This window comes from Sulfitobacter noctilucae, from assembly GCF_000622365.1.
GTDB classification, from domain to species: domain Bacteria; phylum Pseudomonadota; class Alphaproteobacteria; order Rhodobacterales; family Rhodobacteraceae; genus Sulfitobacter; species Sulfitobacter noctilucae.
This window is the reverse complement of sequence record NZ_JASC01000006.1, coordinates 14224-36699: the sequence shown is the minus strand read 5'-3', so window position 1 is coordinate 36699 and position 22476 is coordinate 14224. Positions and strand designations below refer to the sequence as shown.

13 protein-coding genes are annotated in these 22476 nt (G+C 58.0%); 7 read left to right on the top strand and 6 right to left on the bottom strand.

What is annotated here, in order from left to right; all coding sequences use genetic code 11:
* The coding region (locus tag Z945_RS0105675; RefSeq protein ID WP_025051146.1) for a glycosyltransferase family protein at positions 1–884 on the bottom strand (884 nt) is incomplete at its 3' end.
* A gap of 197 nt (positions 885–1081) precedes the next feature.
* On the opposite strand from Z945_RS0105675, the gene Z945_RS0105670 reads away from it, so the two are divergent.
* Complete coding sequence (locus Z945_RS0105670) at positions 1082–1999, top strand: hypothetical protein (RefSeq protein ID WP_025051145.1); 918 nt, start codon at positions 1082–1084, stop codon at positions 1997–1999.
* Here Z945_RS0105670 and Z945_RS0105665 read toward each other — a convergent pair.
* The 3 genes from Z945_RS0105665 to Z945_RS20765 are packed head-to-tail and all read right to left on the bottom strand — an operon-like array spanning position 1996 to position 7565.
* Positions 1996–2883, bottom strand: a complete 888-nt coding sequence (locus tag Z945_RS0105665) for a sulfotransferase family protein (protein WP_025051144.1) — start codon at positions 2881–2883, stop codon at positions 1996–1998. The two genes, Z945_RS0105670 and Z945_RS0105665, sit on opposite strands and share 4 nt — an antisense overlap.
* Complete coding sequence (locus Z945_RS20005) at positions 2880–6545, bottom strand: glycosyltransferase (RefSeq protein ID WP_025051143.1); 3666 nt, start codon at positions 6543–6545, stop codon at positions 2880–2882. Before Z945_RS20005 ends, Z945_RS0105665 begins: the two co-directional genes overlap by 4 nt.
* A 3-nt stretch (positions 6546–6548) precedes the next feature.
* A complete protein-coding gene (locus tag Z945_RS20765) occupies positions 6549–7565 on the bottom strand; it encodes a hypothetical protein (RefSeq protein WP_025051142.1) in 1017 nt (338 codons plus the stop codon).
* A 521-nt stretch (positions 7566–8086) separates the two neighbouring features.
* Between Z945_RS20765 and Z945_RS0105650 the strand changes: the two genes are divergently transcribed.
* The 4 genes from Z945_RS0105650 to Z945_RS0105635 all read left to right on the top strand — a co-directional run bounded on the left by Z945_RS0105650 (position 8087) and on the right by Z945_RS0105635 (position 15606).
* Positions 8087–11959 (top strand): DUF4214 domain-containing protein, encoded by a 3873-nt coding sequence (locus Z945_RS0105650; RefSeq protein WP_025051141.1) that lies wholly within the window; start codon positions 8087–8089, stop codon positions 11957–11959.
* A gap of 128 nt (positions 11960–12087) precedes the next feature.
* A complete protein-coding gene (locus Z945_RS0105645) occupies positions 12088–12279 on the top strand; it encodes a DUF6447 family protein (protein WP_025051140.1) in 192 nt (63 codons plus the stop codon).
* A gap of 205 nt (positions 12280–12484) precedes the next feature.
* Positions 12485–14269 (top strand): type I secretion system permease/ATPase, encoded by a 1785-nt coding sequence (locus Z945_RS0105640; RefSeq protein ID WP_025051139.1) that lies wholly within the window; start codon positions 12485–12487, stop codon positions 14267–14269.
* 44 nt (positions 14270–14313) lie between these two features.
* On the top strand, positions 14314–15606 hold the full coding sequence (locus Z945_RS0105635) for an HlyD family type I secretion periplasmic adaptor subunit (protein ID WP_025051138.1): 1293 nt from the start codon (positions 14314–14316) through the stop codon (positions 15604–15606).
* 52 nt (positions 15607–15658) lie between these two features.
* On the opposite strand, the gene Z945_RS0105630 is transcribed toward Z945_RS0105635, so the two are convergent.
* Both Z945_RS0105630 and Z945_RS0105625 read right to left on the bottom strand, forming a co-directional pair.
* Entirely contained in the window at positions 15659–17347 is a 1689-nt protein-coding gene (locus Z945_RS0105630; RefSeq protein WP_025051137.1) for a hypothetical protein, read from the bottom strand.
* 73 nt (positions 17348–17420) lie between these two features.
* The gene (locus Z945_RS0105625; RefSeq protein WP_025051136.1) at positions 17421–17726 is read right to left on the bottom strand and encodes a helix-turn-helix domain-containing protein; all 306 of its coding nucleotides are present in this window, start codon (positions 17724–17726) and stop codon (positions 17421–17423) included.
* 503 nt (positions 17727–18229) lie between these two features.
* Here Z945_RS0105625 and Z945_RS0105620 point away from each other — a divergent pair.
* Positions 18230–19720 (top strand): matrixin family metalloprotease, encoded by a 1491-nt coding sequence (locus Z945_RS0105620; protein WP_025051135.1) that lies wholly within the window; start codon positions 18230–18232, stop codon positions 19718–19720.
* Positions 19721–20081: 361 nt separating this feature from the next.
* On the top strand, positions 20082–22463 hold the full coding sequence (locus Z945_RS0105615; protein ID WP_025051134.1) for a DUF4214 domain-containing protein: 2382 nt from the start codon (positions 20082–20084) through the stop codon (positions 22461–22463).
* Positions 22464–22476 lie beyond the last annotated feature (13 nt).

The following is a 22476-nucleotide window of genomic DNA, read 5'->3' as shown; positions in this document are numbered from 1 at the left end:
CCGTTCATATCCCATGTCTCGTCGAACTTGGCATAAAGCGGAGGGACATAGGGCATGTCAGGATCGACGCTGCTTTCTTTCGGCATATCCGTCGGCGGTGCTTTCAGCGGGTGTTGCGCAAGCGGCAGCACATGCACCGTCTGTGTCGCTTTGTATTCCTGCAAAAAGGCGTTCAGGTCGTCCGCAGTGGCCTGTGAATTGGCCAGATAAACATCGGCGGTTTCCAATGTGCTGTGGAGCCATTGGTAAAAGACCTTTGAATCCGTGCCGGGAATATATTCCGGGTTCTGGATCTGGATCAGATCATGGACCAGCAATGCGATCCGCACGCCCTTTGCCCGCAGCCTGTGGCGCCAGTTGTCGGCGCTTTGCCAGCTTTTATCGGCCCAGCCGGCATCCAGCATCACCATCCAGTCACCGGGGCCACATATGTCGAACAGGCTTTGGGGTTTTGACAGGTCCGCCCCGTCAGCAAGCGCGGGGGCAGAGGCGCGCCAGGCCTCGATCGTGGTGCCGCGTTTGATAAAGTGCTGGACGTCTCCATTGCGGGCTCTGTGATCGCGCAAGAGCGTGTGGAAGAACCGTTTGACCGGTCTATCGGCATAGGCCTGCATTGAAGGCCGCATGGGCCGGCTGCGGGACTGGTGCAGCACCACGGCCAGATTTTCGATGTCCGACATACCTGCCGTCCCAAGCGCTTTGTAGGGCCGGACGTGATATTCATGAGGGGCGTCGCCGCAATAGCCCAGCCAGATGTCATCGTTTCCGATCTGTGCTGCCAGCTCGTCGATGATCATCACCATCACACGTTGAATGCCGCTGAGATGTGGATGCATCGCGATGTATTTTCGCAGGTCGGTGACATCAAAAATGATTTTGCTCATGTGGATCTAGCCATCGCTCGGGAAAGGTTGCGCGGTATTGGCAGATCGGCCTTGCCTTGGCAACCGAAGGGGGCCGCGGGGGCTTATATCCTTGTGCCGTTTCGGGGTCTCGGCTACGGTTTCAGCCCTGTTATATGGCCGTATCTTCGGCCTTGTGCTTTTGCTGATCCCACTGCCCGAAAGACCTGTTTCCCGCCATGCACCGCTTTCTCGTTTCGACTTTTCGCCGCTTGCTGGATGTCACTTTGACGGCGCAGGGCGAGGTGCATGACATGCGCGTGGTTGATGAGGCCCATGGTGTCTATTTCGGCATTACCCGCCGGGGGCCTTTCATTTTCGTGGCCGAGCGGAACCTCGATATCAACAAAGAGCCGATGACGCCGGGCGATCCGCAGGACGTGATCAGGCTCTATTTCAGGTGGCCGTCGGGGCGGATGACGCGCACGCCGCTGTATTTCGGTAGCAAGGCTTTTGATGACCTGCACCAGATCGCCTATGATAGGGGCGCTTTGTTCGTGACCTCTGCCCGGTTCCCTTTTTTGTTTCGCAAGGGGCTGTTTGGCGGACGGCGCGGCATTGATATCAGGGATGCGGTGCCCGCGCCCTATGTGCGCCAGGACGATGAAAACCATGACGCCTATCACATCAATTCGGTCAGTGTGGATGGTGATCACCTGATGGTTTTGGCGCATAACTGGGACCAGCCCAGTTTCGCCATCCGCATGTCACTGCGGGATGCCCGGCAGGGGCGGATGACGGGGGCAAAAGTCTATGAGGATCTGGGGTTTTGCTGTCATGACATCATCCCCGATGGCGATGTCTTCTGGACCTTGGACAGTGGCGGTTCGGCCCTAGTTAGGGTCGATATCACGCAAGGCACCAAGGAGCGTTTTGCGTTGGCAGGTGCCAGCGATGATCCCGATGCGGTGCCCTTTCCCCGCGGGATCGACCTGTTGGACGGGATGCTGGCAGTGACGTACGGATTTAACGAAGACCGCGCCGACAGGATGGACAGCGACGCGATGATCGCCTTGTTCGACCCTGAACAGGAGGCATTCGTCAAACATCTGTCACTGGGCAGACATGGCAACACCTGTGCGGTGATGCGGGTTTAGGGTCTGGTATAATAGAGGCCGTCGATCGCCTCGTAATTGTCCGGATAAATGAGCCTTGGGTCGAAATCTCTCAACTGGTCGAGATAGGCCTGAATGGGCGCGGACACATCATAGGGTTTGTCTTCGGTGGTGTTTTCGCGCACGGGCGGGAAGCAGCATGTGATGCCCGGATGTAGAGACTGTAAAAGGCTTTCCAGCAGGGACCAGTCCGCGACCATATCCTCGTAGCGCAGCACATGGACCTTGCCCTTGCCCAGCTCGCCTACCAGATCTTCGATCATCGCTTTGTAATCCAGGTATTCGTACCAAAGTCGCCAGATCAGAGCCGCATATCTGTCCTGCCGGTCGCTGTTGACGAAAGCTGCGACCTCTTCCAGCGACAGATCGCCAATGCGTAGGTAATCGAAATCGCGGTGGAACTGTACTGCAGAAGAGGCGAGCATCTTTTTGGGGTCGCGCAGCACGATCAGCGCCTGCACATCCTCGCTGCCTGCGGCGGTAAAAACGTCTCTAAGATTGGCGATAGCGGTCTTGCGGTCCAGAGGCGCGCTTTTGCGACCGGGGCGCAGGTAGCCTTCGTGAGACCAGACGTTGAGGTCGGTTTCCGACAGAATGCTGCGCAGGTGATGGGCCAGCCCGCCCATGTCGATCTGATGAGAGGGCCGCACGCGCATCACGTCTTCATGGTCAAAGAAAGGGTCAAAGCGGTGGATTTGGCGCCCGTCCAGCTTCAGATATTTGTAAGCAAAGGATTCGAGCCTGTTCTTGCTGAGATCGAAAGGTTTGCCGAGGTAGTTGATCCCGGCGGATGTCTCGAAAACATGGCGTTGCAGATAGGTGGTCGCGGTCTTGGCATAGCCAAGGTGCAAGAGGCTGCGGGTCATGGCCAGTTTCCCCCGGTGTCAGGATCGCAGAGGGCGCAGATTTGCCGCCACAGGCGCGGTGCCAGTGTTTGATAGGCATGGCTTTGCCGCCAGCGGGTGACATTGTCGCGGGTGGTGGCCAGCCGCTGGGCGACCTCAGGGTGCGCGGCGGGATCACGCAGGGCCCGGACGAGGGGGATCAGCCCGTCGGCAATGTCCTGGGCCGAGGTGCCGGGCAGGCGGGTGATCAGCGGGTCCACATCATCAAAGATGCGCAGGGAGGTGGCGATGACAGGCCGGTCCAGTGCCAGCGCCTGACGGATCGCACCAGAGGCGCTTTCGGCGGTATGCTGATAGGGAAAGACCAATGCATCGCTGCGCGACAATCGCGCAAAGCTGTCGTCATCTTCTAGAAAGGCAGTCTCTAATATGACGTGATCGGTCAGCCCCAGCTCTGCGATGCGGGCGCGGGCGGCGGCAATGCCTTCGGTTGAACTGGCCACGGGGTATTCGGCATTGACCATATTGAGGGCCACGTTTTCGCCCGCTGCGCGGATCAGCGCCAGCGCTTCGATCAACTTGTCCAATCCCTTGGGCGGCAAGAAGAACCCGTAGGTGCCCAAGGTCACGGGGCGGTCGCGGGTCATTGCAAGCGGGGCGGGGGTGCCGACATGCGGCACGCCATGGGGGAAGAGCGCGACGTTATCCTCCAGCCCCAGCGCCTTGAGGTGGTTCAGGTCGTGATGGGCATGGACCAGCAACAGATCACAGGCCCGAAGCGCGGGCAGGATCGAGGCAAGCTTGCGCTGCGGCGGTACGGCGCGATCGTCCGTCGCATGCATCATCATCACCACGCGCCGCCCGTCGGCCTGCGCCGCGAGGATCAGGGCGGCAAGATCGGGAAAGCTGTAGAAGCCATAGTTGAACTGGATCACCAGCACTTGTGGATCGGCGCGGTCAATTTCGCTGCGCAGATCGGCTAGCGGATCGCGTCCGTTCTGGTGCCAGCAGCGGCGGACCTCTGGCCCGTCAGGGGCGGGGCGGTCCTCGGTATGAGAGGCAAAGACAGTGACCGCATCGGGGAAGGCGCGGATCAGATGTTCGGAATAGGTCGCGATGCCGCAGCGGGTGTTGTAGCTGCTGATCCATCCGATTTTGGGCGGCGGTGCGGGGGTATGGGCCGCGATCCGGCGGGCGGCCTGTTCGGAGCGTTCGGCGACTTTCGCCCAGGTGTGGTCCTGCAACAGCATCTTCTTGGCGGTGCTGCGCGTCCTGGCATCGGGGGCAGGGGCGGCGCGCAGTTGCTGCATCTGTGCCACCAGATCGGCAAGGTCCGGCTCGGCCCAGACGGAATCCCATGCGCCCAGATGGCTGGTGGTCGGCGCAAAGCTGTAACCGGTGAAATGCACCAGCGGGTTGCCCGCGAATATCCGCTGTCCGCCCCAGCCGGTGGTCAGCACGGGCGTACCGGCCAGCACCGCTTCGGCCACGGGCAGGCAATAGCCTTCGGCCCGCGAGGGGGCGACCAGCAGATCGGCGGCGGCATAAAGGCTGCGCATCTGGCCGGGGGTCAGCGGATCATCGATCACCGTGATGGAGGGCAGATCGGGGTGGGCCGCCTGTAGGGCGGTGATCTGGTCTGCGATGTCGTTGTGCGGATTGGCGAAGGTCTTGATCACCAGTTGCACATCGTGCTGACCGGCAAAGGCCTCGGCAAAGCCTGCCAGCAGCACGTCGACCCCCTTGCGCGGGAAACAGGACGACACATGCAAAAGAGTGAAGGCCGCCTTCGGTAGGGGGGCGGGCAGGGGCGCGGGCGGGACATCCAGATGATCGACACCATTGCCGACCACATGCACCGGCAGGCCGATGCCTGCATCCTGCATCAGTTTTTTCACATGCGGCGCGGTGACCAGCAGCCCTTGCAGATGGGCCGTCATATCGCGGGTGAAAGACAACGGCAGGCCGGTTTCTTCCCAGGCATAGCCGTGCAGCAGGTTCAGGGGGGCGCCCATGTCCGACACCCGTGGCGGGAACATGTTACGGCTCAGGATATCAGGCGGGGTTGGCGCTTTGGTGTGCAGGGTGGCGACATCCGGGTGATCGGCCAGAAAAGCGGGATCAGGGTCAAAGGCGCCGTCCCCTTCGGCAGAGACAAGAGCGGTGTCGATGCCGCAGGCCTCTAGCGCAAGAGCGGTTTCGCGGTTGACCGAGGCAAGGCTGTAATCGCTGTCGAAGGGCCCTTCGATCTGCCAGCGGAGGGTCCCATCGGGCAAGGTGCGGGGGCGCCATGCGTCTTCGATTGCCAGACGTGTGATCGCGAGGGCGCGGGCCAGATCATCGCGGTCGCCCTCGGTCAGCCCGTCCGGAGGGAGATTTTGCAGCGCGGTGATGGCCGCGGGTTCAAGCGCATCAAGGCGGCTCTGCACGGCGGGCCAGTCAGACACCGGGGTCCTTGTCTGTGCATAGCGTTCCAGCAGCGCGAGGGTGTCGCAGGCCGCTTTATCCCACGAGAACTGTGCTGCATGTTTCTGCTGTGCGGCGCGCATGCGTTTGGCGAAATCAGAATCGGTCAGGCCCCGGATGATCAGCGCGGTCTGTGCAGGAATGTCCGCAGGATCAAAGAGCGTCTCGGGCGTGCCGATCACTTCGGGCAGGCTGGTGGCATCGGTGCCAAGGGTGAGCGTGCCACAGCGGATCGCCTCGAGTGCGGGCAGGCCAAACCCTTCGCGCAGGGAAGGCATCACGAAGAGTGCGGCCAGCCCGTAAAGCCCCGGCAGGTCCTCCTCGGGGGTGTGGCCCAGAATACGGATGCGCCCCAGATCAAGCGAGAGATCCTGCGCCAGCTGGTGGATATTGCGGTGTTCTTCAATGGTCAGCGTACCCGCGATGACCAGATCATGCGCATCGCGCAGCCCTTGCGGCAGGCCGCCATAGGCGCGGATCAGCCCCATCAGGTTCTTGCGTGGCTCGCCCCCGCCGACATAGAGGATATAGGGCCGCATTAACCCGTGCCGGCTGCGCAGGTCCGTCATATCGCTCAGCGACATGGCACCCGGCGGGGTGAATTGCGGGCCCGCGTCTTCGGGGACAAGATGCAGATGCGCCGCCGGATAATCCAGCAGCGTCCGCGCCTCTTGGCGGGTCGCCTCTGACACTGCAATCAGAGCCGTGAAGTGCTGCATCTCGGCCATGCGGGCGCGGTAAAAGGCGGCAAAACCGGGATTGTTGTCGAAATAGATGGCGGGCATCTGCGCGGGGATCAGATCATGCTGGGTGGCCAGCGATGGCGTGTCCGACAGGACCAGCGGCGTCAGCGCAAAAGCCTCGCTGTCGCCTTCGAAAACACTGGGGCAGAAGACCGCGTCAGGGGCCAGCCCCGCGATGGCGAAATCGCGCAGCAGGCCAGAAGCGGCCTTGCGCCAGGGGCCGTTTGGATCTTGCAGGCCCGAGCGGTCAAGCCCTTGGAAAACATGGATATGTCCGCTGCGATGCAGGGCAGGATAGCGGCGCTGGATGTCGGGAATGGTCGCGGGGAAAGCGGCGTTGAGCAGCAGATGCACGTCGTGGCCTGCCGCCGTGGCTTGGGGCAGCATCGCGTCCAGCAAGCTGAGCGTATAGCGCCCGATGCCGCGGCTGCGGCTGCCGCTTTGAGCGCATTGAAGATCAATCAGAAACCGCATGCCTCAGCTCCCCTTGGGGCCGAAAAGACGCGCGCGCAGGCGCGTTTCGCGCGGCGAGAGCGGGACCGGATCGGCGGTGGGGCCGGGCTGCGCGGGAACCGGTGGTGCGGCGAAGTCGGGCGGCACAACCGGAGCGGGTGGCGGTGCTGTCTCGGGGGCCGGAAGGTCGAGATCGGGATCCTGTATCTGGCGCTTTTGCTTGAACCGGTGCACCAGCTTGCGCAGCCCGCGCCGCCGCGTCAGGCGCTGTAGCTCGGCGATGATCTGGCGCAGATGCTCGATGTCTGCCTGCCTGTCCTGCAGGGCATTTTCAGCATGCTCAAGCTGCTCCCGCAGGGCGGTTTCGCTGTGCTGCAACCGCTCCTGAAAGGTGGTGTCCACATGGGTGATCCGGTCATGCAGCCGGGCTTCTGCGTGGTTGATCCGGCCCAGTAAAGCATCCTCGGCCCGGCGCAAAAGCGCTCGGGGTGTTGCACTGGATACCTCCAGAAAAACCGGGGAAAAGACGTCAAAATCCTTGCCGAAAGCCGGAGCCTGCGCCACCACGGCATAGGCTTCGGAGCCACCGAAAAGAGCCGCAGAAAGGCTGTTCTCCCCCAAGTTTATGTCGGGCCGGATCACGCAGACCCGTGCATATCCCGCCGCGCTGAGCGCCTGTTCGGCAGCGACCGGAAGAAGCCCCCGCTGGCTGGCGCGCAGAGGGTCTGGATTGCAGCCGCCCAGCACCATCAGCCCGCCGGGCCGCAGCGCGGACAGGGCCTTGCGCGCCCAGCTTTCCAGCGATTGCGCATCATGGGCATCGAGCACGGCAAATCCGCTGACCACAGCGGTGTCCGGGGGGATATTCCCTGCCGCTCCGGCACCCTCGCGCAGGGCGATGCCCTGACCGGTCAACAGCTGTTTCCAGCCATCGGGCGGTGATTCCAGCGAGAGGACCTCAAAGCCCGGATCAAGCGCCTGCCAGACCCGTACAAAAGGCAGGACAGCACTCTGAACAGCGAGGGGTGTGACCGGGTTCACAGCCTGTTCAGCCGGTCCGAAAAGCTGTCAAAATGACCGTTCACGCGGAAAAACTCCTTGATCCTTGGGGTATTTCACCCGTTCTCAGGAAAAAAACCAGTTCTGTCAAATCGGGCCGCACAGGGGGCGGTCATTTGCCTGTTTTTGGGTGGATTTTTCGCAGGATTTTACAAGAAATATTCATATAATACAGTTAATTATCTGGATTTCCCCAGAGACACCCGAGATACATCACAGCGATCCCGCCACGCCAAAAATACCCGCTATAGGGGAATCGGCATCGTTTGGAGCAAGACGCTTTATGGGGAGCGAAAAAAATGTGTAGCAAAAACACCATAGTAGTCATCAATGGGGGGGGAGTATGAGATTCACGCTACATCTTTCCTTGTCCGAAGAAGGAAGACGCGTTAACACCCTCCACAATTGGTTATTTGCGTCATCTCGATCGGGGGGGGCAATAGCAATTACGTACAACCAGAAACGGGGCGTCGAGCTTTCCCGTAATTTAAAAGGAAAAAAGCATGGCTTTAGATCTTACAGCACTCTCAACCAAGGAAGCGGTCGCCGCTATCTTTGTTGGGTATTATGATCGTGCACCAGCGCCAAATGGCCTGAACTACTGGGTCAACGACATCGAGAACAACGGTTTCTCGCTTGCCGACGTCGCCCGCGCATTCGCGCTTCAGGACGAGTCGCAGGCGCTCTACCCAGCACTCGGCACAGCCGGCACAATGGATCTGGACGCAAACGTTACTTTCGTAACCGCGATTTTCCAGAACCTGTTTGGCCGTGACCCGAACAACATCACCGATAACGGTGGCGCAGACAACTTCTGGGTTAACGAACTCCAGAACGGTGCAGACGTTGGTCAGCTGATCCTCGACATCATCAGCGGTGCCCAGGGCAACGACCTGGCTATCATCACAAACAAGATCGAAGTCGGCGTTGCATACTCCGACGCTTCCGAAGCGGCTGGCACTCTGACACGCACAGCCGGTGCAGACACCATCCTTGACGATGTTGATGCAACCGCTGCTTCTGTTGCAGAGGCAAAAGCGGACATTGCTGAGACATTCCCTACGGTTACTCCTGCCAACCCGGGCGCGGATTACTACCTGACATCCGGTACGGACACAGAGCGGCTCGAAACTACTGATGATCAGAGCTTCCTCGGTACAGATGCGGACGACAACTATTACGCCTATATCGCGCAGAACCCATTCGCGGGCGGCGTATCCAACACATTGTCTTCCGCTGACCGTCTTGACGGTGGCGCAGGCGAAGACACTCTGTATGCTGAGCTGAGCAAAGAGTTCCTTGGTGTTTCCGGCCAAAATACTCAGGCAACCGACATCCAGCCACGTTTGACCAGCATCGAAGACATCAGCATCGAAGCCCGTGACGACACAGAAGATGGAGATAACGACACAGATACGATCGTCGTCGACGCCAAGAACATTGTCGGCCACGATGCCATCGGTTCCGTCAACTCCGACGGCGATCTGAAGATCGAGAACCTGACGACGAAAGAAACCTCTGAGGCCAGCTCTGCCCGCAACACATCTGACATCACTGTCAAGATGGAGTATACTGACAACTTCAACTCCGATGGCGATGCGTCTGACCTTGTTGTTCTGTTCGACAACGACTACCTGCTGTCTGGCCAGGTCGAGCAAGGCTTTGCCGACTTCTTCATCCTGGACCAGGATGCCGAACTGGCACTCTTGACCGGTGGCGAAGCAGAAGGCCGCCTGGATGACCTTGACAAGAACGGTATCCAGTTCCGCATCGACACCAACGGTGACGGTGCCGTCGACGGCACTGATGATCTGATCACAGTTGCATTTGCAGACGATCTGATCGTGAACGACGAGATCAACTCGCATCAGGATTTCCGCGATGCGCTGCAGGATCCGCTTCAGGCTCTGATCGATTCAGGCGTTCTGCCTGAAGGTACAACAATCGAACTGTTCGAGTACACACAAGTTGTCCAAGACGATCGTGGCCGTAACGCCAACCAGGCAACTCTGGATGGTGGAGCACTTTCCAACCTGATCCCTGCGATCCGTGTGGAACTGGGCAATGATGCAGAAGTTGTTGCTGTTGGTTTCGCAACACCAGACACAGACGTTCCACCGTTCAACTTCTTCGGCCGTGTGAAGAACGAGTTCGAGCAGGATGATCAGCCGATCTCCGTCAACATCGACCTCGAGAAGGCCGGTCGCGGTGGCGAAGGTGGTAACCTGATCGTCGGTGGCAAATCCGCAAGCGTGCCTGATGGCATTGCCGGTGGCGTCGAAGTCTTCAATGTCAACGTGAAGGGCGGCTCCGAACTTCCAAGCTGGATCGGTTCGCTGAACTCGACACTCGACACTCTGGACCAGGTCTATGTCAAAACCGACCTGGCTGTTGCAGGCTCCGGCGATGTTGCCGATCTGATCATCGGTGAAATCGGTGGTGGTACAGGCATCAACGATACGGCGATCAACGGTGGCGAGACCGATGTCCGTTACTTCGACTCGACCGATTTCGAAGGCGATCTGACTGCATTTGCGAACCTCGACGAGTTTGGCAACGGCGCGCACAGCTATCTGCTGGGCGGTGGTGATGACAACCTGACTATCGTGTTCGGTAATGAAGATGGCCCGACACCCTTCGGTGGCGCGGCAGGTGACTCGCTGACCATCAACACCGGTGCTGGCAATGACTTGTTGATCATTGATGATGTGCGTGCCGCTTCAACCGGTGGTGCTGCCAACCGCAAAGCCGATCTCGAGTTCCTGAACATCGAAACTGGCGCGGGCGATGACGTTGTCTTCTTCGACAGCGACAACCAGAACGAAGGTCCGAATGTCGGCGGCTCCGACACTACAGCTGGCGATGGTGCACGCATCAGCACAAGCAGTGGTGAAGACCGCATCTACATGAACGACGGTACGTCTGAGTTTGCCGAGCTGGACTTCTCCGGTCTGCTGGATCAGGACAACTTCCAGTTCTTCGGGGCATCGCTCCAGATCGAAATGGATGGCGTTCTGTCCGAGTGGGTCGACATCTCCTTCGACAGCAGCAGCTACACCACCAGCCGTGAAGACATTCGTGATGCAATCCAGGCAGCCGTTGCAAGCAACACTGCGCTGCAAGGTATGATCGAAATTGTTGAACTGACAGATGGTTCGCTTCAGGCACGTTCACTGGTGTCCGATGGATCGACATTCACCGTCGATCTGGAAGGTCCGGTTGCAAACGCGGCACTGATCGATAACCCGGCCGGCAACGAAGGAGCCTTTGAAACGGCAGGCACATCCACAGATGGTGGTTCTGATGAGCCGCAGTCTGCCGGTGATGACGGTGGTTGGGATCTTCTGAACGGTGGTCAGAGCACGATCAACCAGGTGGGTCTGAGCCAGTTGGCAAACGCATGGAACGCCTGGTATCCAGGCAGCACAGCCTTTGCTGATCTGGATGACGCTGGTGCTGATTTCGGTAGCGATGGTGACCCTGCAATTGGTGACATCGAAAACGTCAGCGACTTCCTCAATGTGATGGCGGACCGTGCCAATGCATTGGACTTCGACGGCAACCTTGATGGTCCGACAGGCAATGTCAGCGACGACAACGTTATCAACGCCGGTGGCGAAGATGATCTGATCGTTCTGACAGCGACGGAAGTAGCGGATGAAGATACCAACACCGAAGACGGCAACGGCAACGTGGTCGAATTCACCGGTCAGTTCGGGTTCGACACCATCGTCAACTTCACATCCGACGACGATTTTGAAGAAGATGGTTCGACTTTCGACAACGATATCCTGGACTTCACCAGCTATCTCGACGCGGCCGCAGACGCCCGCGGCACGTCGGTTGGCGATCAGGATGATCGTGTTGACGAAGCTGTGGACTTCACATTCGTCAACGCGATGGCCGCTTCGGGTGCAGCGGCTGACTCTGGTGCTACCGTGATCGACCACAACCAGATCCGTTTGATGGACTTCTCGGAAATCTGGAATGACCTTGAAGGTGATGATACGGGCTCCGGTCCTGATCACTATGACGGTCTCACAGCGGCGGATGTCGATGCGTGGCTTGAACTCGAAATGAGTGCTGCTGCAAACGTCCAAGAAACCGGTGATGCCGGTGGCGCAGTTGGTAGCAACTTCCTGATCCTTGTGGGTAAGGATGGCGACATCGAGATCACATACGATGGTGATACAGAAAGCTTTGATGACGCGCATGCTGACAACCAGTTCTGGGCGTTCGAAGCGACTGTTTCAGCTTACGATGCTGACGATGCTGAATACGACTTCACTGTCGAATTCCGTGGCGGTGTCGATCTGGCCGAAACGGACATCACAGGTCTGAGCCCGGATGACTTCGGTGTGGCTCTGTTCGCCTAAATCATAGCTCCTGTCTTACAGGTGCGACAGCAGCCCCCGGTTTTCCGGGGGCTGTTTTTCTTCCGGGGGTGGCTCTTGCCCGATTGACGCGATACATCCCCACCGAAACGGATTGAAAGGATATTCCCATGGCCAAAGTAACCATCAACGGCAAAGAGTACGAAACCGACACGATGTCGAAGGAAGCCCGTGACAGCCTGACCAACGTCAAGCTGTGCGACGACCGCATTCTCGAGTTGCAGCGCGATATTGCAATAACCCAGACTGCGCGCGTGGCTTTTGCCCAGACGCTCAAGAACAAACTGCCCAAAGACGCCTGATCGGCGAATCCATGCCGGCCCCGCGTCCGCGCGAGATATAGTCCGGGCCGGCATGTTGCTTTTCATCGGCCAAGATTCCAGGACCGCCGGGGCGTACAACAAAATTGCATCAGCCCCCTGCTTGGTGTATTGATTTTCTAAAATATTGCGGTGCCCGAGCAGGCAAAACGTCACCGACCCGCATAAAGCGAGAGGATGTTCGCTCATGAAAGCCCAGACACCATTGGCAAAAGCCTACGGCAAATTTCGAGCCGTGATCGGTGCGACAGTATTGTTCAGCTTTTTCAGCAACATTCTGATGTTTGTCGGCCCTTTGTACATGCTTCAGGTCTATGACCGCGTGCTGGCCAGCCGCAACGAGCTGACCCTGATCATGATCTCGGCCATCGCGATTGCATTGTTGGTCACCTACGGTTTGCTCGAGTTCATCCGCTCCAAGCTGCTCGTGCGGGCGGGTTTGCAGTTCGACGAAATGCTGGCCACGCCGTCGTTCAACAGGGTCATCCGAAACCAGTTGTCCAACCCGAACGGGGCAGGCCATACAACTTTGCAGGATGTTGATCGGGTTCGTGAGTTTATGACAGGGCAGGGGATCCTGGCGTTTTTCGATGCGCCTTGGGTGCCGCTGTTCCTGGCCTTGTGTTTCGCCTTTCATCCCTGGCTGGGTATGGTGGCAACCGTTGGTGCTGTCATCATTTTCTGTCTCGCGCTCGCGAATGAATTTGCCACGCGCGGTTTGCTGAAAGAGGCGGGATCGGCCAACCAGGGTGCGTCGCATTTCGTGAATACCACCATGCAGAATGCCGAGGTGATCCGCGCACTTGGTATGGAAAAACAGCTGACCAAGCGCTGGCAAAAGCAACACGATGATGTGCTGGACAAGCAAGCTCGTGCGAGTGGGCGTGCCGGCGGTATTATGGCATCAACCAAGTTTGTGCGTATGACCTTGCAGATTGCGATTTTGGGTACCGGTGCCTATCTGGCGATTCAACAGCAGATTTCGCCGGGTATCATGATCGCGGCGTCCATCGTTATGGGTCGTGCTTTGGCACCTGTGGAACAGGCCGTCGGTCAGTGGAAGCAGTTTGTGGCCGCCCGTCAATCGCATCAAAGGCTGACCCAGATATTTGGCAGCTTTGACGATGAAGAAGAGCGCATGCAACTGCCCGCCCCCAAAGGCAACCTGAACGTGCAGGGCCTTATTGCGACGGCACCCGGAGCAAAGCCGGGCATGGGTAATTCCCGTCCCGCATTGCTAAAGGGTGTTTCTTTCTCGATCGCACAGGGTGAAGTCTTGGCGGTAATCGGGCCCAGCGGGTCGGGCAAATCCACTTTGGTCCGTCACCTGGTGGGCGCTGCACAGCCTCAAGCCGGTTCTGTGCGGCTTGATGGAACAGAGTTGCATCACTGGGACGCAGCGCAGCTGGGTCGCCATATGGGCTATATGCCTCAGGATGTGAAGTTATTCCGTGGATCGGTATCTGAGAACATATCGCGCTTTGTCGAAGATGCCTCTGACAAGGAAATCGTTGCTGCCGCTTCGCTGTCGGGCGCTCACGAAATGATTCAGACACTGTCTGAAGGCTATGACACTGACGTCGGCGATGGCGGCCATTCTTTGTCTGGTGGACAACGTCAGCGTGTCGGTCTTGCTCGCGCAGTGTTCCGTGACCCCAACCTGATCGTCTTGGACGAACCGAACTCCAACCTTGATGCTCATGGCGAACAGGCTCTCGCGGCTTGTATCCAAGAGATGAAGAGCCGCGGAAAAACAGTTGTGATAGTAACGCATAAAGCCAACCTATTGGCGTTGACCGACAAGACACTTATGTTGGTCAATGGTTCGGTTGAAAAATTCGGTTCCACCCGTGAGATGTTTGCGCAGCAGGCACAGGCCCAGCAACAGGCTAAAGAAGCACAAGAAAAACAGAAGACGTCCGCTGCACAGTCCCCGGCGGTTGTAAACATGTCCGATAAACCACGTGCTTGATGCTTAGGTGATCCATATAGCACTCTTGAGGAGCTTACCCGCCCATGGCCAGTAAACTGAGCCCGAAACCCGTAGCTCTTGCGGGTTACATCTTGATTTTCATCACTTTCGGCGTGTTCGGAAGCTGGGCCGCTGTGGCCAAGCTTGATAGTGCTGTGGTTGCCCCTGCAACGATCTCGCTTGAAGGCAACCGCCGGGTTGTTCAGCATTTCGAAGGGGGGATCGTAGATGAAATCCTTGTGCAGGAAGCCGACAGAGTAGAACAGGGTGATGTTCTTATTCGGCTGAACAGTATCGAGACACGTTCCAACCTTGAGGTTTTTTCGACCCGACTTGATGTGGCCCGGCTGGTAGAGGCGCGTCTGCTAGCAGAGCGTGCCTTGCAGGAAGAGGTCAGCTTTCCGGTTGACGTGCTGTCGCGGAATTCGGATTCAGTGAGCGCGGTTTTGGCGGACCAACAGGATCTGTTCAACGACCGTCGCCTGATCCTGCAATCTCAAAAAGACATTCTATCGGCACGGGTCGAACAGATCAAAGTTCAGATCGAAGGGCTGGAGTTGCAAAAGTCCGCCTTTGAACGCCGGATTGCCAATTATACCGAAATGCTGGTGCGGATGCGTACCGGTGCCGAAGGTGGCAATATCGCCAGCAACATCCTTTCCCAGCGGGAGGATGAGCTGATCGAGATCGAAGCCAATCTGGGTCAGGTCATTTCGGACACTGCACAGGCGCGGGCCAGCATCGGCGAGACGGAATTGCAGGCCTTGCAGCTGCGTCAGGAATACCGCGAGCGGGCCAGTACCGAGCTGGAACAGATCCGCGCCGAAATCAGCGAGCTGATGGAGCGGCGCAAAGTGGCCGCCGATGTCCTGGACCGGACCGAAATCCGCGCGCCGAGCTCTGGTACTATCCAAAATCTCAAGGTGCATACGGTTGGTTCTGTGGTGCGCCCCGGCGACGTGCTGATGGAACTGGTCCCCGAAGACGAAGAACTGATTATCAATGCACGGGTGTCCCCGATTGATGTTGATAATGTGGCACCGGGCCTTGCGACTGAAGTACGCTTCAGTGCGTTCAAAACCAAGTTGATCCCTATCATGTTGGGAACGGTCGAAACGGTATCAGGCGATGTGATTACACCGGACAACGGGAATGAACCGCCCTATTATCTTGCGCGGGTCACTGTCGAAGAAGAAGATATTCCTGTCGAAATCAAAGACCGCCTGACTGCTGGCATGCCCGTGGATGTTGTCATTACCACCGGTGAGCGGACCGTGATTAATTTCATTGCTTCACCGCTGCTGGATGCAGTGCGCAAAAGCATGATCGAAGAATAAAGCTGTTTTGAGAATATAGGTCGCTCGATTTGAGTGACCTATATTTGTTTTCTCAGGCCGTCAGGTCGAAATGTTGAAAATCAGAATGTAGACCGACGAGAGAAATTATTTTTCCGTCAGTTGTCTGCCACTCGATGTAGTCAACATCACCTTCTTTTATTGCCACATTATCAATGGCAATAAAGCGGCCGTCTTGTTCAACAAAGCTGACATTGCTGTTACGGCTCGTAAAGAAGTCTGTCAGCCGGTGCGCAAGCTCGTCAAATTCGCTGAGATCTGAACCCTGCTGGCTCTCCATGCTTGTGTCGATCCATTCTACGATGGCGACTGTATATTCATCGGGCATTTCAAAACTTGCTTTCAAAGTTTTTTGCCCAAGGCTGAACTCTTTCAGATCAGCCTGTTCGAACCCCTGAAGAATAGCCGATATATCGAGCGCTGCTACTTTCTGAAGAGGTGTATCATCGCCGACGGCGGATTCCTCGACGTCGGTTGCGTGAGTATAGGCTGTTTCAGTCGGAGTGGTTTTTTCTGCTGTATCCACACTGGAAGGCTGAACTTCTGAAGCCTCGTTATGGGTAGAGGAGGCGACAATCGCTTTTTTGATCGCAATGGCCTCTTCTCCTGTCAGCGTATTCTCCGTGAACTGCATGAGTTCCTGTTGTAGTAGAGAAATGCCTTCATACGCGCTGTCAGCATCTGCAGTCTCTGTATCAATGGCCAGGTCCAGACCCAGGAAGTCGGCCAGAATTGCGATGAAACCGTTCGCATCCTGATCCTCTGTGATATCAAGTCTGGCTGTCTGTTCCGCATCCTGACCGTAGTCGGAGAAGCCCAGCTCTTTCAGGCTTTCCAGAACCTTGCGCTGGTTATCCAGCAGCACAACCTCGGACATAAAGCCCATGGCGATGGCGATGGTGCTGAGGCCGATGGCAAAACCGTTCTGGTGCGCGGCAAGGCCCTGCTGGTGCAAGGTGGCTTCGCGCATCTGGCTCTGGTTTTCGCTGGCAGTGAACTGCGCGCTTTCAGGGCTCGGGTCTTTGATCACGCTGGCGGGAGCGGTGTCGGCATCTGACAGGGTCGTTGTGTCGGCCAGTTGTGCGTTGTGCTCTACCGTGAACAGACCGTCAAAGCTGAGCAATGCATCGTTATCTTCGGGTGTCTCTTCGGGGGCCAGCAGAACCAGCTCGTCCGAGGCCATCAGCAGGGTCCAGATCAGCGCAGCCAGCATGGCAGAGGGGTGCAGACGGATCTTGCCGCCCCGCTCAAGCCGGATGACCCGACTTTCGGAGGCGTCAGCGCTGCCAGGGGCCGGCAAGGCCTTGTTGGTGAAATCCGCGATCAGCGCCGAGAAGCTGTCACCACGCAGGGGGCGCAGTACATTGGGGCTGTCCAGCAAGTATGCGCCGTCGATGCGGCACAGATGAATAAAGACTTCGCCAGAGATGTGGCAGAAGACGAACCAAGGATCACCCTCATCGGTGATACCCCGCTCGGTTTCGACGGGCATGTTTGCGCCGCTCAGCAGTTGGCGGACCTTGTAGAGGTCGGCAAGCTCCTGATTGCTCCAGTCTTTTTTGGGATCGGGGAAAAGGCCCGTCAGGCCGCCACCGGATGCACCATCCACACTTACGCTGCTGCCATCCGATTTGCGGAACGACAGGGTCTGGTTGCCATCCGTAAGGAAGTCCAGGTCAGAAGAAGCTGCCTCTTTGCCCCGGAATGTGAGGATTTTCGCCATAGGGGATCGTCCCGATCAATCTAAGTCGTACAGAACCATACCGCCTGCGGGTTCGCATATCCAGAGAAGATATTCAGCCAGCCACGTCTTCGAACAGGATTTGGTAGGTCAGCGGTTCGTAAAAGCGCAGCAGTTCGCGCACGAAGCTTTTTGGCTCCTGCCCAAGAGCGCGGGCCCATTCGACATAGCGGTGCGCAGGAATTTTGCCGCGGCCGTTTTCCAGCTGCGAAATGAAGGTGTAATAATCCAGCGACAGACGGTCGGCCAGATCGCGTTGCGACAGCCCTTCGGCCTCGCGGAGAGATTTAAGCCAGAGGCCCAAGGTGGCGCGTTGTTCCTTGGCTTCTTCCGGCGTCGATTTGTGCAGCTCAGCAAGCATGATATGACCCTTAATTGGCAGCTTTCGGGGTAAACACCGACTGAATTCAGGGGGTGTCTAGTGATCCACTATACAGCAGCTTTCCGCCTATTGCAAATGTCGTGTGAACGGGCCAGCGCATTTCGCGCTCAGTGCAGATTCGCCGGTGTTTTCCCTGCCGCGCCACAGGCGGAGTTTTACAGACGCAAGGCGCGTCCAGGACGGGTTTTGGGGTGGCGACTGGATTATGCAACCGCATCGGAGCAGGGTCACAGCCCCGGTTGGAAAGGGCGGTTTGCCTGCATGATCCTTTGAAACGAATCGCCGCATTGTCGCTTGGGACAAGCATCAGGGGCAGGCAGGGTTCTGCCGTCCAGCACCGGGGGCAGGCGGTGCGGTGCCGAAAATCCGTAAGTCTGATTTTTAACATAGTCTTGCCCCATTATGAGTGCATACTTGCCCTATTACGAGCGCATAGATGGCGCATCAAAACTGCCACGAGTGTTGAATGGTAAGAGGTTTAGATGTGTGAAGTCTGCGCAAACGAATACCACCTGAGCAATGCCAAATGGGGCACCGGTGAATACAACACGCCGGGTGGGAATGTGTACTGGAGCTTTGCGACAAGTCCGGGCAGCGGCTTCGGGTTCTCCTCCTACATCACCGACGCCGGATATCGCGATACGATCCGCGACGCGTTTCAGGCGTGGGAAGACGTGGCCGATATCAATTTTATCGAAGTGACGGATGGCGGCCAGACCGACATCCGTCTGGGCTGGGATGTGATCGATGATCCTTACGGCGTGGTCGGAGAGGCCGCAACGCGTGGCTCCAAAACCACCTCGACCCTGTTCAGCTTTACCGAAGCAGAAATCCGTTTCGACATCTCCGAAAACTGGACCACGGATCATGATGTCGCCCGCAACGAGGTGGGCCTGTATCAGGTGGCCCTGCACGAGATCGGCCATGCCATCGGTCTGGATCACACCACAAGTTCCGATACCATCATGTATGCCAGTGACATCAGCGATCTGGACGGGCTGACGCCGGACGATATCGCCGGGGCGCAGGCTTTTTATGGCACCGCTGACAGCTATCAGTCGGGCACGCCGCCACCCGCTCCGGTGGCCGAGCCTGATCCGGTGGCACCCGTGATCGTCTATGCTGCCACTCGTGGAAATGATGTTTTTGATGCCCGCGCCGGCAACGATGTGATCGACGGAATGGAAGGTTTCGACACCCTCAGCCTGACCGGGGACATCACCCAATACACGCTGACGCTGACCGCTGACGCCATTCTGCTGACCGACCGTGTGGCCGACCGCGATGGCGATGACCGGTTGATCAGTGTCGAAAATCTGGCTTTTGCCGACGAGACGTTCAATGTCGATATCCGAAGCGGGGTCACCGATCTATCGGCGCAGGATTTCGCCGCCATTGCCGAGTTGTACATTGCCTATTTCGACCGCGCCCCGGCGGCACAGGGTCTGTCCTATTGGGCCACCCGTCTGGATGACGGGATGACCCTGCCGCAAATCGCCGACAGCTTTTTTGTCCAGCCGGAGACCCAGAACACCTATGCCGGTTTTCTGGACGGGCAGGGCAATCTGGTCAACACACAGGCCTTTGTGACGACCGTCTTCAACAATGTACTGGGCCGCGATCCGACCAGTTCCTACTGGGTGGACCAGCTGGACAATCCGGCCAGCGGCATCACCCCTGCGAACTTTATTCTGGCGGTGCTGAACGGCGCCAAAGCGGTGACCGGCGGCGCGGCAGATGCGGCCTATCTGGAAGCCAAGACCGATATCGGTGTCTATTTCTCGGCCATCAAAGGGCTGTCGGATTACGACGACACGCTGTCTGTGATGGATATCTTTGATGGTAGTGCGGACAGTGTGACCAGTGCCGTAGCCGCAATTGATCAGCTTTTTACCGAAGCGCTTAATCCTGATGGCGGGACATTCCTGATGCCATTGGTGGGTGTGATCGACGATCCTTTCGCGATGGGCTAAGGCCCGCCGCCGCAGGCCCGTCCAAGGGGCTGCACCCCCAAATCCTCCCCTTTTTCCGCGACTTATACCCCTGCCTTTGGCGGGGGTATTTTGCGTTTTGCACTCTGCTTTCCGTGGCGACCTGTACGGCCCTGAACCGGCGCGCCCGGATCTGATTGTTTCACAACAATAAACAAACAATCTTGCCGTTAACCATTATGTGGCAAAAATAGGGCCAATTTTGTTCAAAAGGACTTATTTCACTGTATATCAACGATTTTCTTGAATTATTGAGGTCAAATCTGGCAACTTTGTGGCGGTGGGCACCGACATTGAGATGAATAAGCCAGTTCGAATGATCCTGATTTGAGGCAATCCACCGATGGCAGTCATGACACTTTCCGGTCTTCGTAAAACCGGTGAAACCGTTGATGCGGATATGTTCGGGGCCAACGCGGTCTTTGAACTGACCGACGATGGCACGCCATCCTCTGCCTATACTGCGGCGGCGCAGGCGCTGGGGGCGCTGAACATCCGTTTTGGCGGCGGGCAGGCCGATCTGGACCCGGACAAGGCCAACAGCGCCGGTGAACGCCCCATCGACGGGGAAACCGCGATTAATATCGTGGACATGCCCGACGGTGCCCTGCGTCCCGAGCTGATCAATTTCCTGACCTGGTGCCAGACCAATAGCGCCGGCGGCACGCCGACCAAGGCGACGTTGATCATTCCGACAAAACACCTTGATGTGGCGGAATACGCAGCCTTCGCCGCCGAGATCGAGACCTTTGTGACCACCGTGATGGATCAATACGGCGATGTGATCGCGGCCTTCCAGATGGGCAACGAATACTGGGAGATGGGCGAGACGGCATACGGCATCAAGGCATCGCTTGGCGTCGAAGCGGTGGAGCGCGGCATGTTGGGGGCAGGGTACGGCAGTGCCGACCAGCCCGATATTCTGGTCCAGATGGGCACCGCCGGTAATCAGGGGTCTGAATTTCCCGCCGTGCCGGGCGTGTCCGATTTCGCCGCCCGCAACACGGCCGCGAACACCCAGATCATCGACCAGCTTTCAGACCGCGCCATTGAGGCCATCGACGGTGTGACCGAACATTACTACTACAACAAATCCAGTTACGAACTTGGGGGCCTCGATACAGAGGTCAAAAACATCGACAAGGATTTCGCGATCTGGGCGGACCGGCTGGGCGATGACCTTGATCTGCACATCACCGAATGGAACATCAAGACCACCGCCAGCGCACAGCACGGCATGGTGGCAGGCTCCAGCATGGTCAAACAGTTCGAGAATATGATCGCGCTGGGGGTCGATGGGGCGCATGTCTGGGCGTTGGACTATCATTCCCGCACCGCCCTGACGCTGGACACCGACGCAGGCGTGCGGCTGGATGCACAGGGGCGGGTGACCAATTCCGCACAGGGCGCTGTGTTCGATCTGATGTCGGCTGCGCTGGTGGGCAAGGAACTGGTCACCGCCAGCTTTGCCAACGCGCTGCCGGACATTGCGGTCTCGACCTATGCCTCGGCGCAGGAAATGGTGTTCTACGTCTCCTCGCGCAGCCTTGAGAAACAGGATTTCCGGCTCGATCTATCGGATAAATTGCCCGCGGGGGCCTGGATCTCGGGCGTGCAGGTGACGATGGATGCGGCAACCTCCAACGGTCTGCAATGGGAACAGGGCGTGGATGCCTATAGCGTGACAATCGACGGCGCGCCCTATTTCTACAACGAACATGATGTGGATGTGACGCTTGTCGATCTGAGCTTTGACGATGCCGCGCAGATCAATCTGTCGCTGAAACCCTTCGAGGTGGTCGAGTTGACCGTCTCGCTCAACGGCACCAATCCGCCCGCACCACAGACCCCGACCGAGGCACCCGGCACGATCGCAGGCACCAGCGGCGATGACATCTTGCAAGGCGATGCCGCCTTTAACCTGATCGACGGGGATGCAGGATTCGATACGGCGATCTTCTCGGGCACGCAGGACAGCTATACCCTGCAGGTCTCTGCCACGGGCATGGCCCTGATGGACCGTCGCCCGGACCGGGACGGCACCGACACATTGATCGATATTGAAAACCTGGCGTTCGCCGATGCGGATTTTGCCATCGACCACTTTGAGGGGGCGCAAAACCTGTCAGCCGCGCAGTTCGCCCAGATCACCGAGCTTTATATCGCCTATTTTGACCGTGCACCGGCGTCCAAGGGGCTGCTCTATTGGGCGGCGCGCCTGGAAGACGGGATGTCCTTGGACCAGATCGCCCAGAGCTTTTTTGTCCAGCCCGAGACCCAGACCACCTATGCCGCCTATCTGAACACCGATGGCAGCCTGACCGACCCGCAGGCTTTCGTGACGGCGGTGTTCAACAATGTGTTGGGACGCGACCCTTCGGGACCCTATTGGGTGGATGCGCTGGCGCGAGCAGACAGCGGCGTGACGCCCGCGAATTTCATCCTGTCGGTGCTGAACGGCGCCAAGGCCGATACCGGCGGCGCGGCGGATGCGGCCTACTTGCAGGCCAAGACCGACATCGGCGTCTATTTCTCGGCCATCAAGGGGCTGTCGGAGTATGACGACACCCGCGCCGTGATGGATATCTTTGACGGCAGTCCCGCCAGCGTGAGCAATGCCGTGGCCACGATTGATCAGCTGCATGCAGATGCGCTTGCCCCCGAGGACGGCGCGTTTCTGATTGAGCTGGTGGGCCTTGTTGATGATCCGTTCACGATGCTCTGAAGCGGTGCGGGAT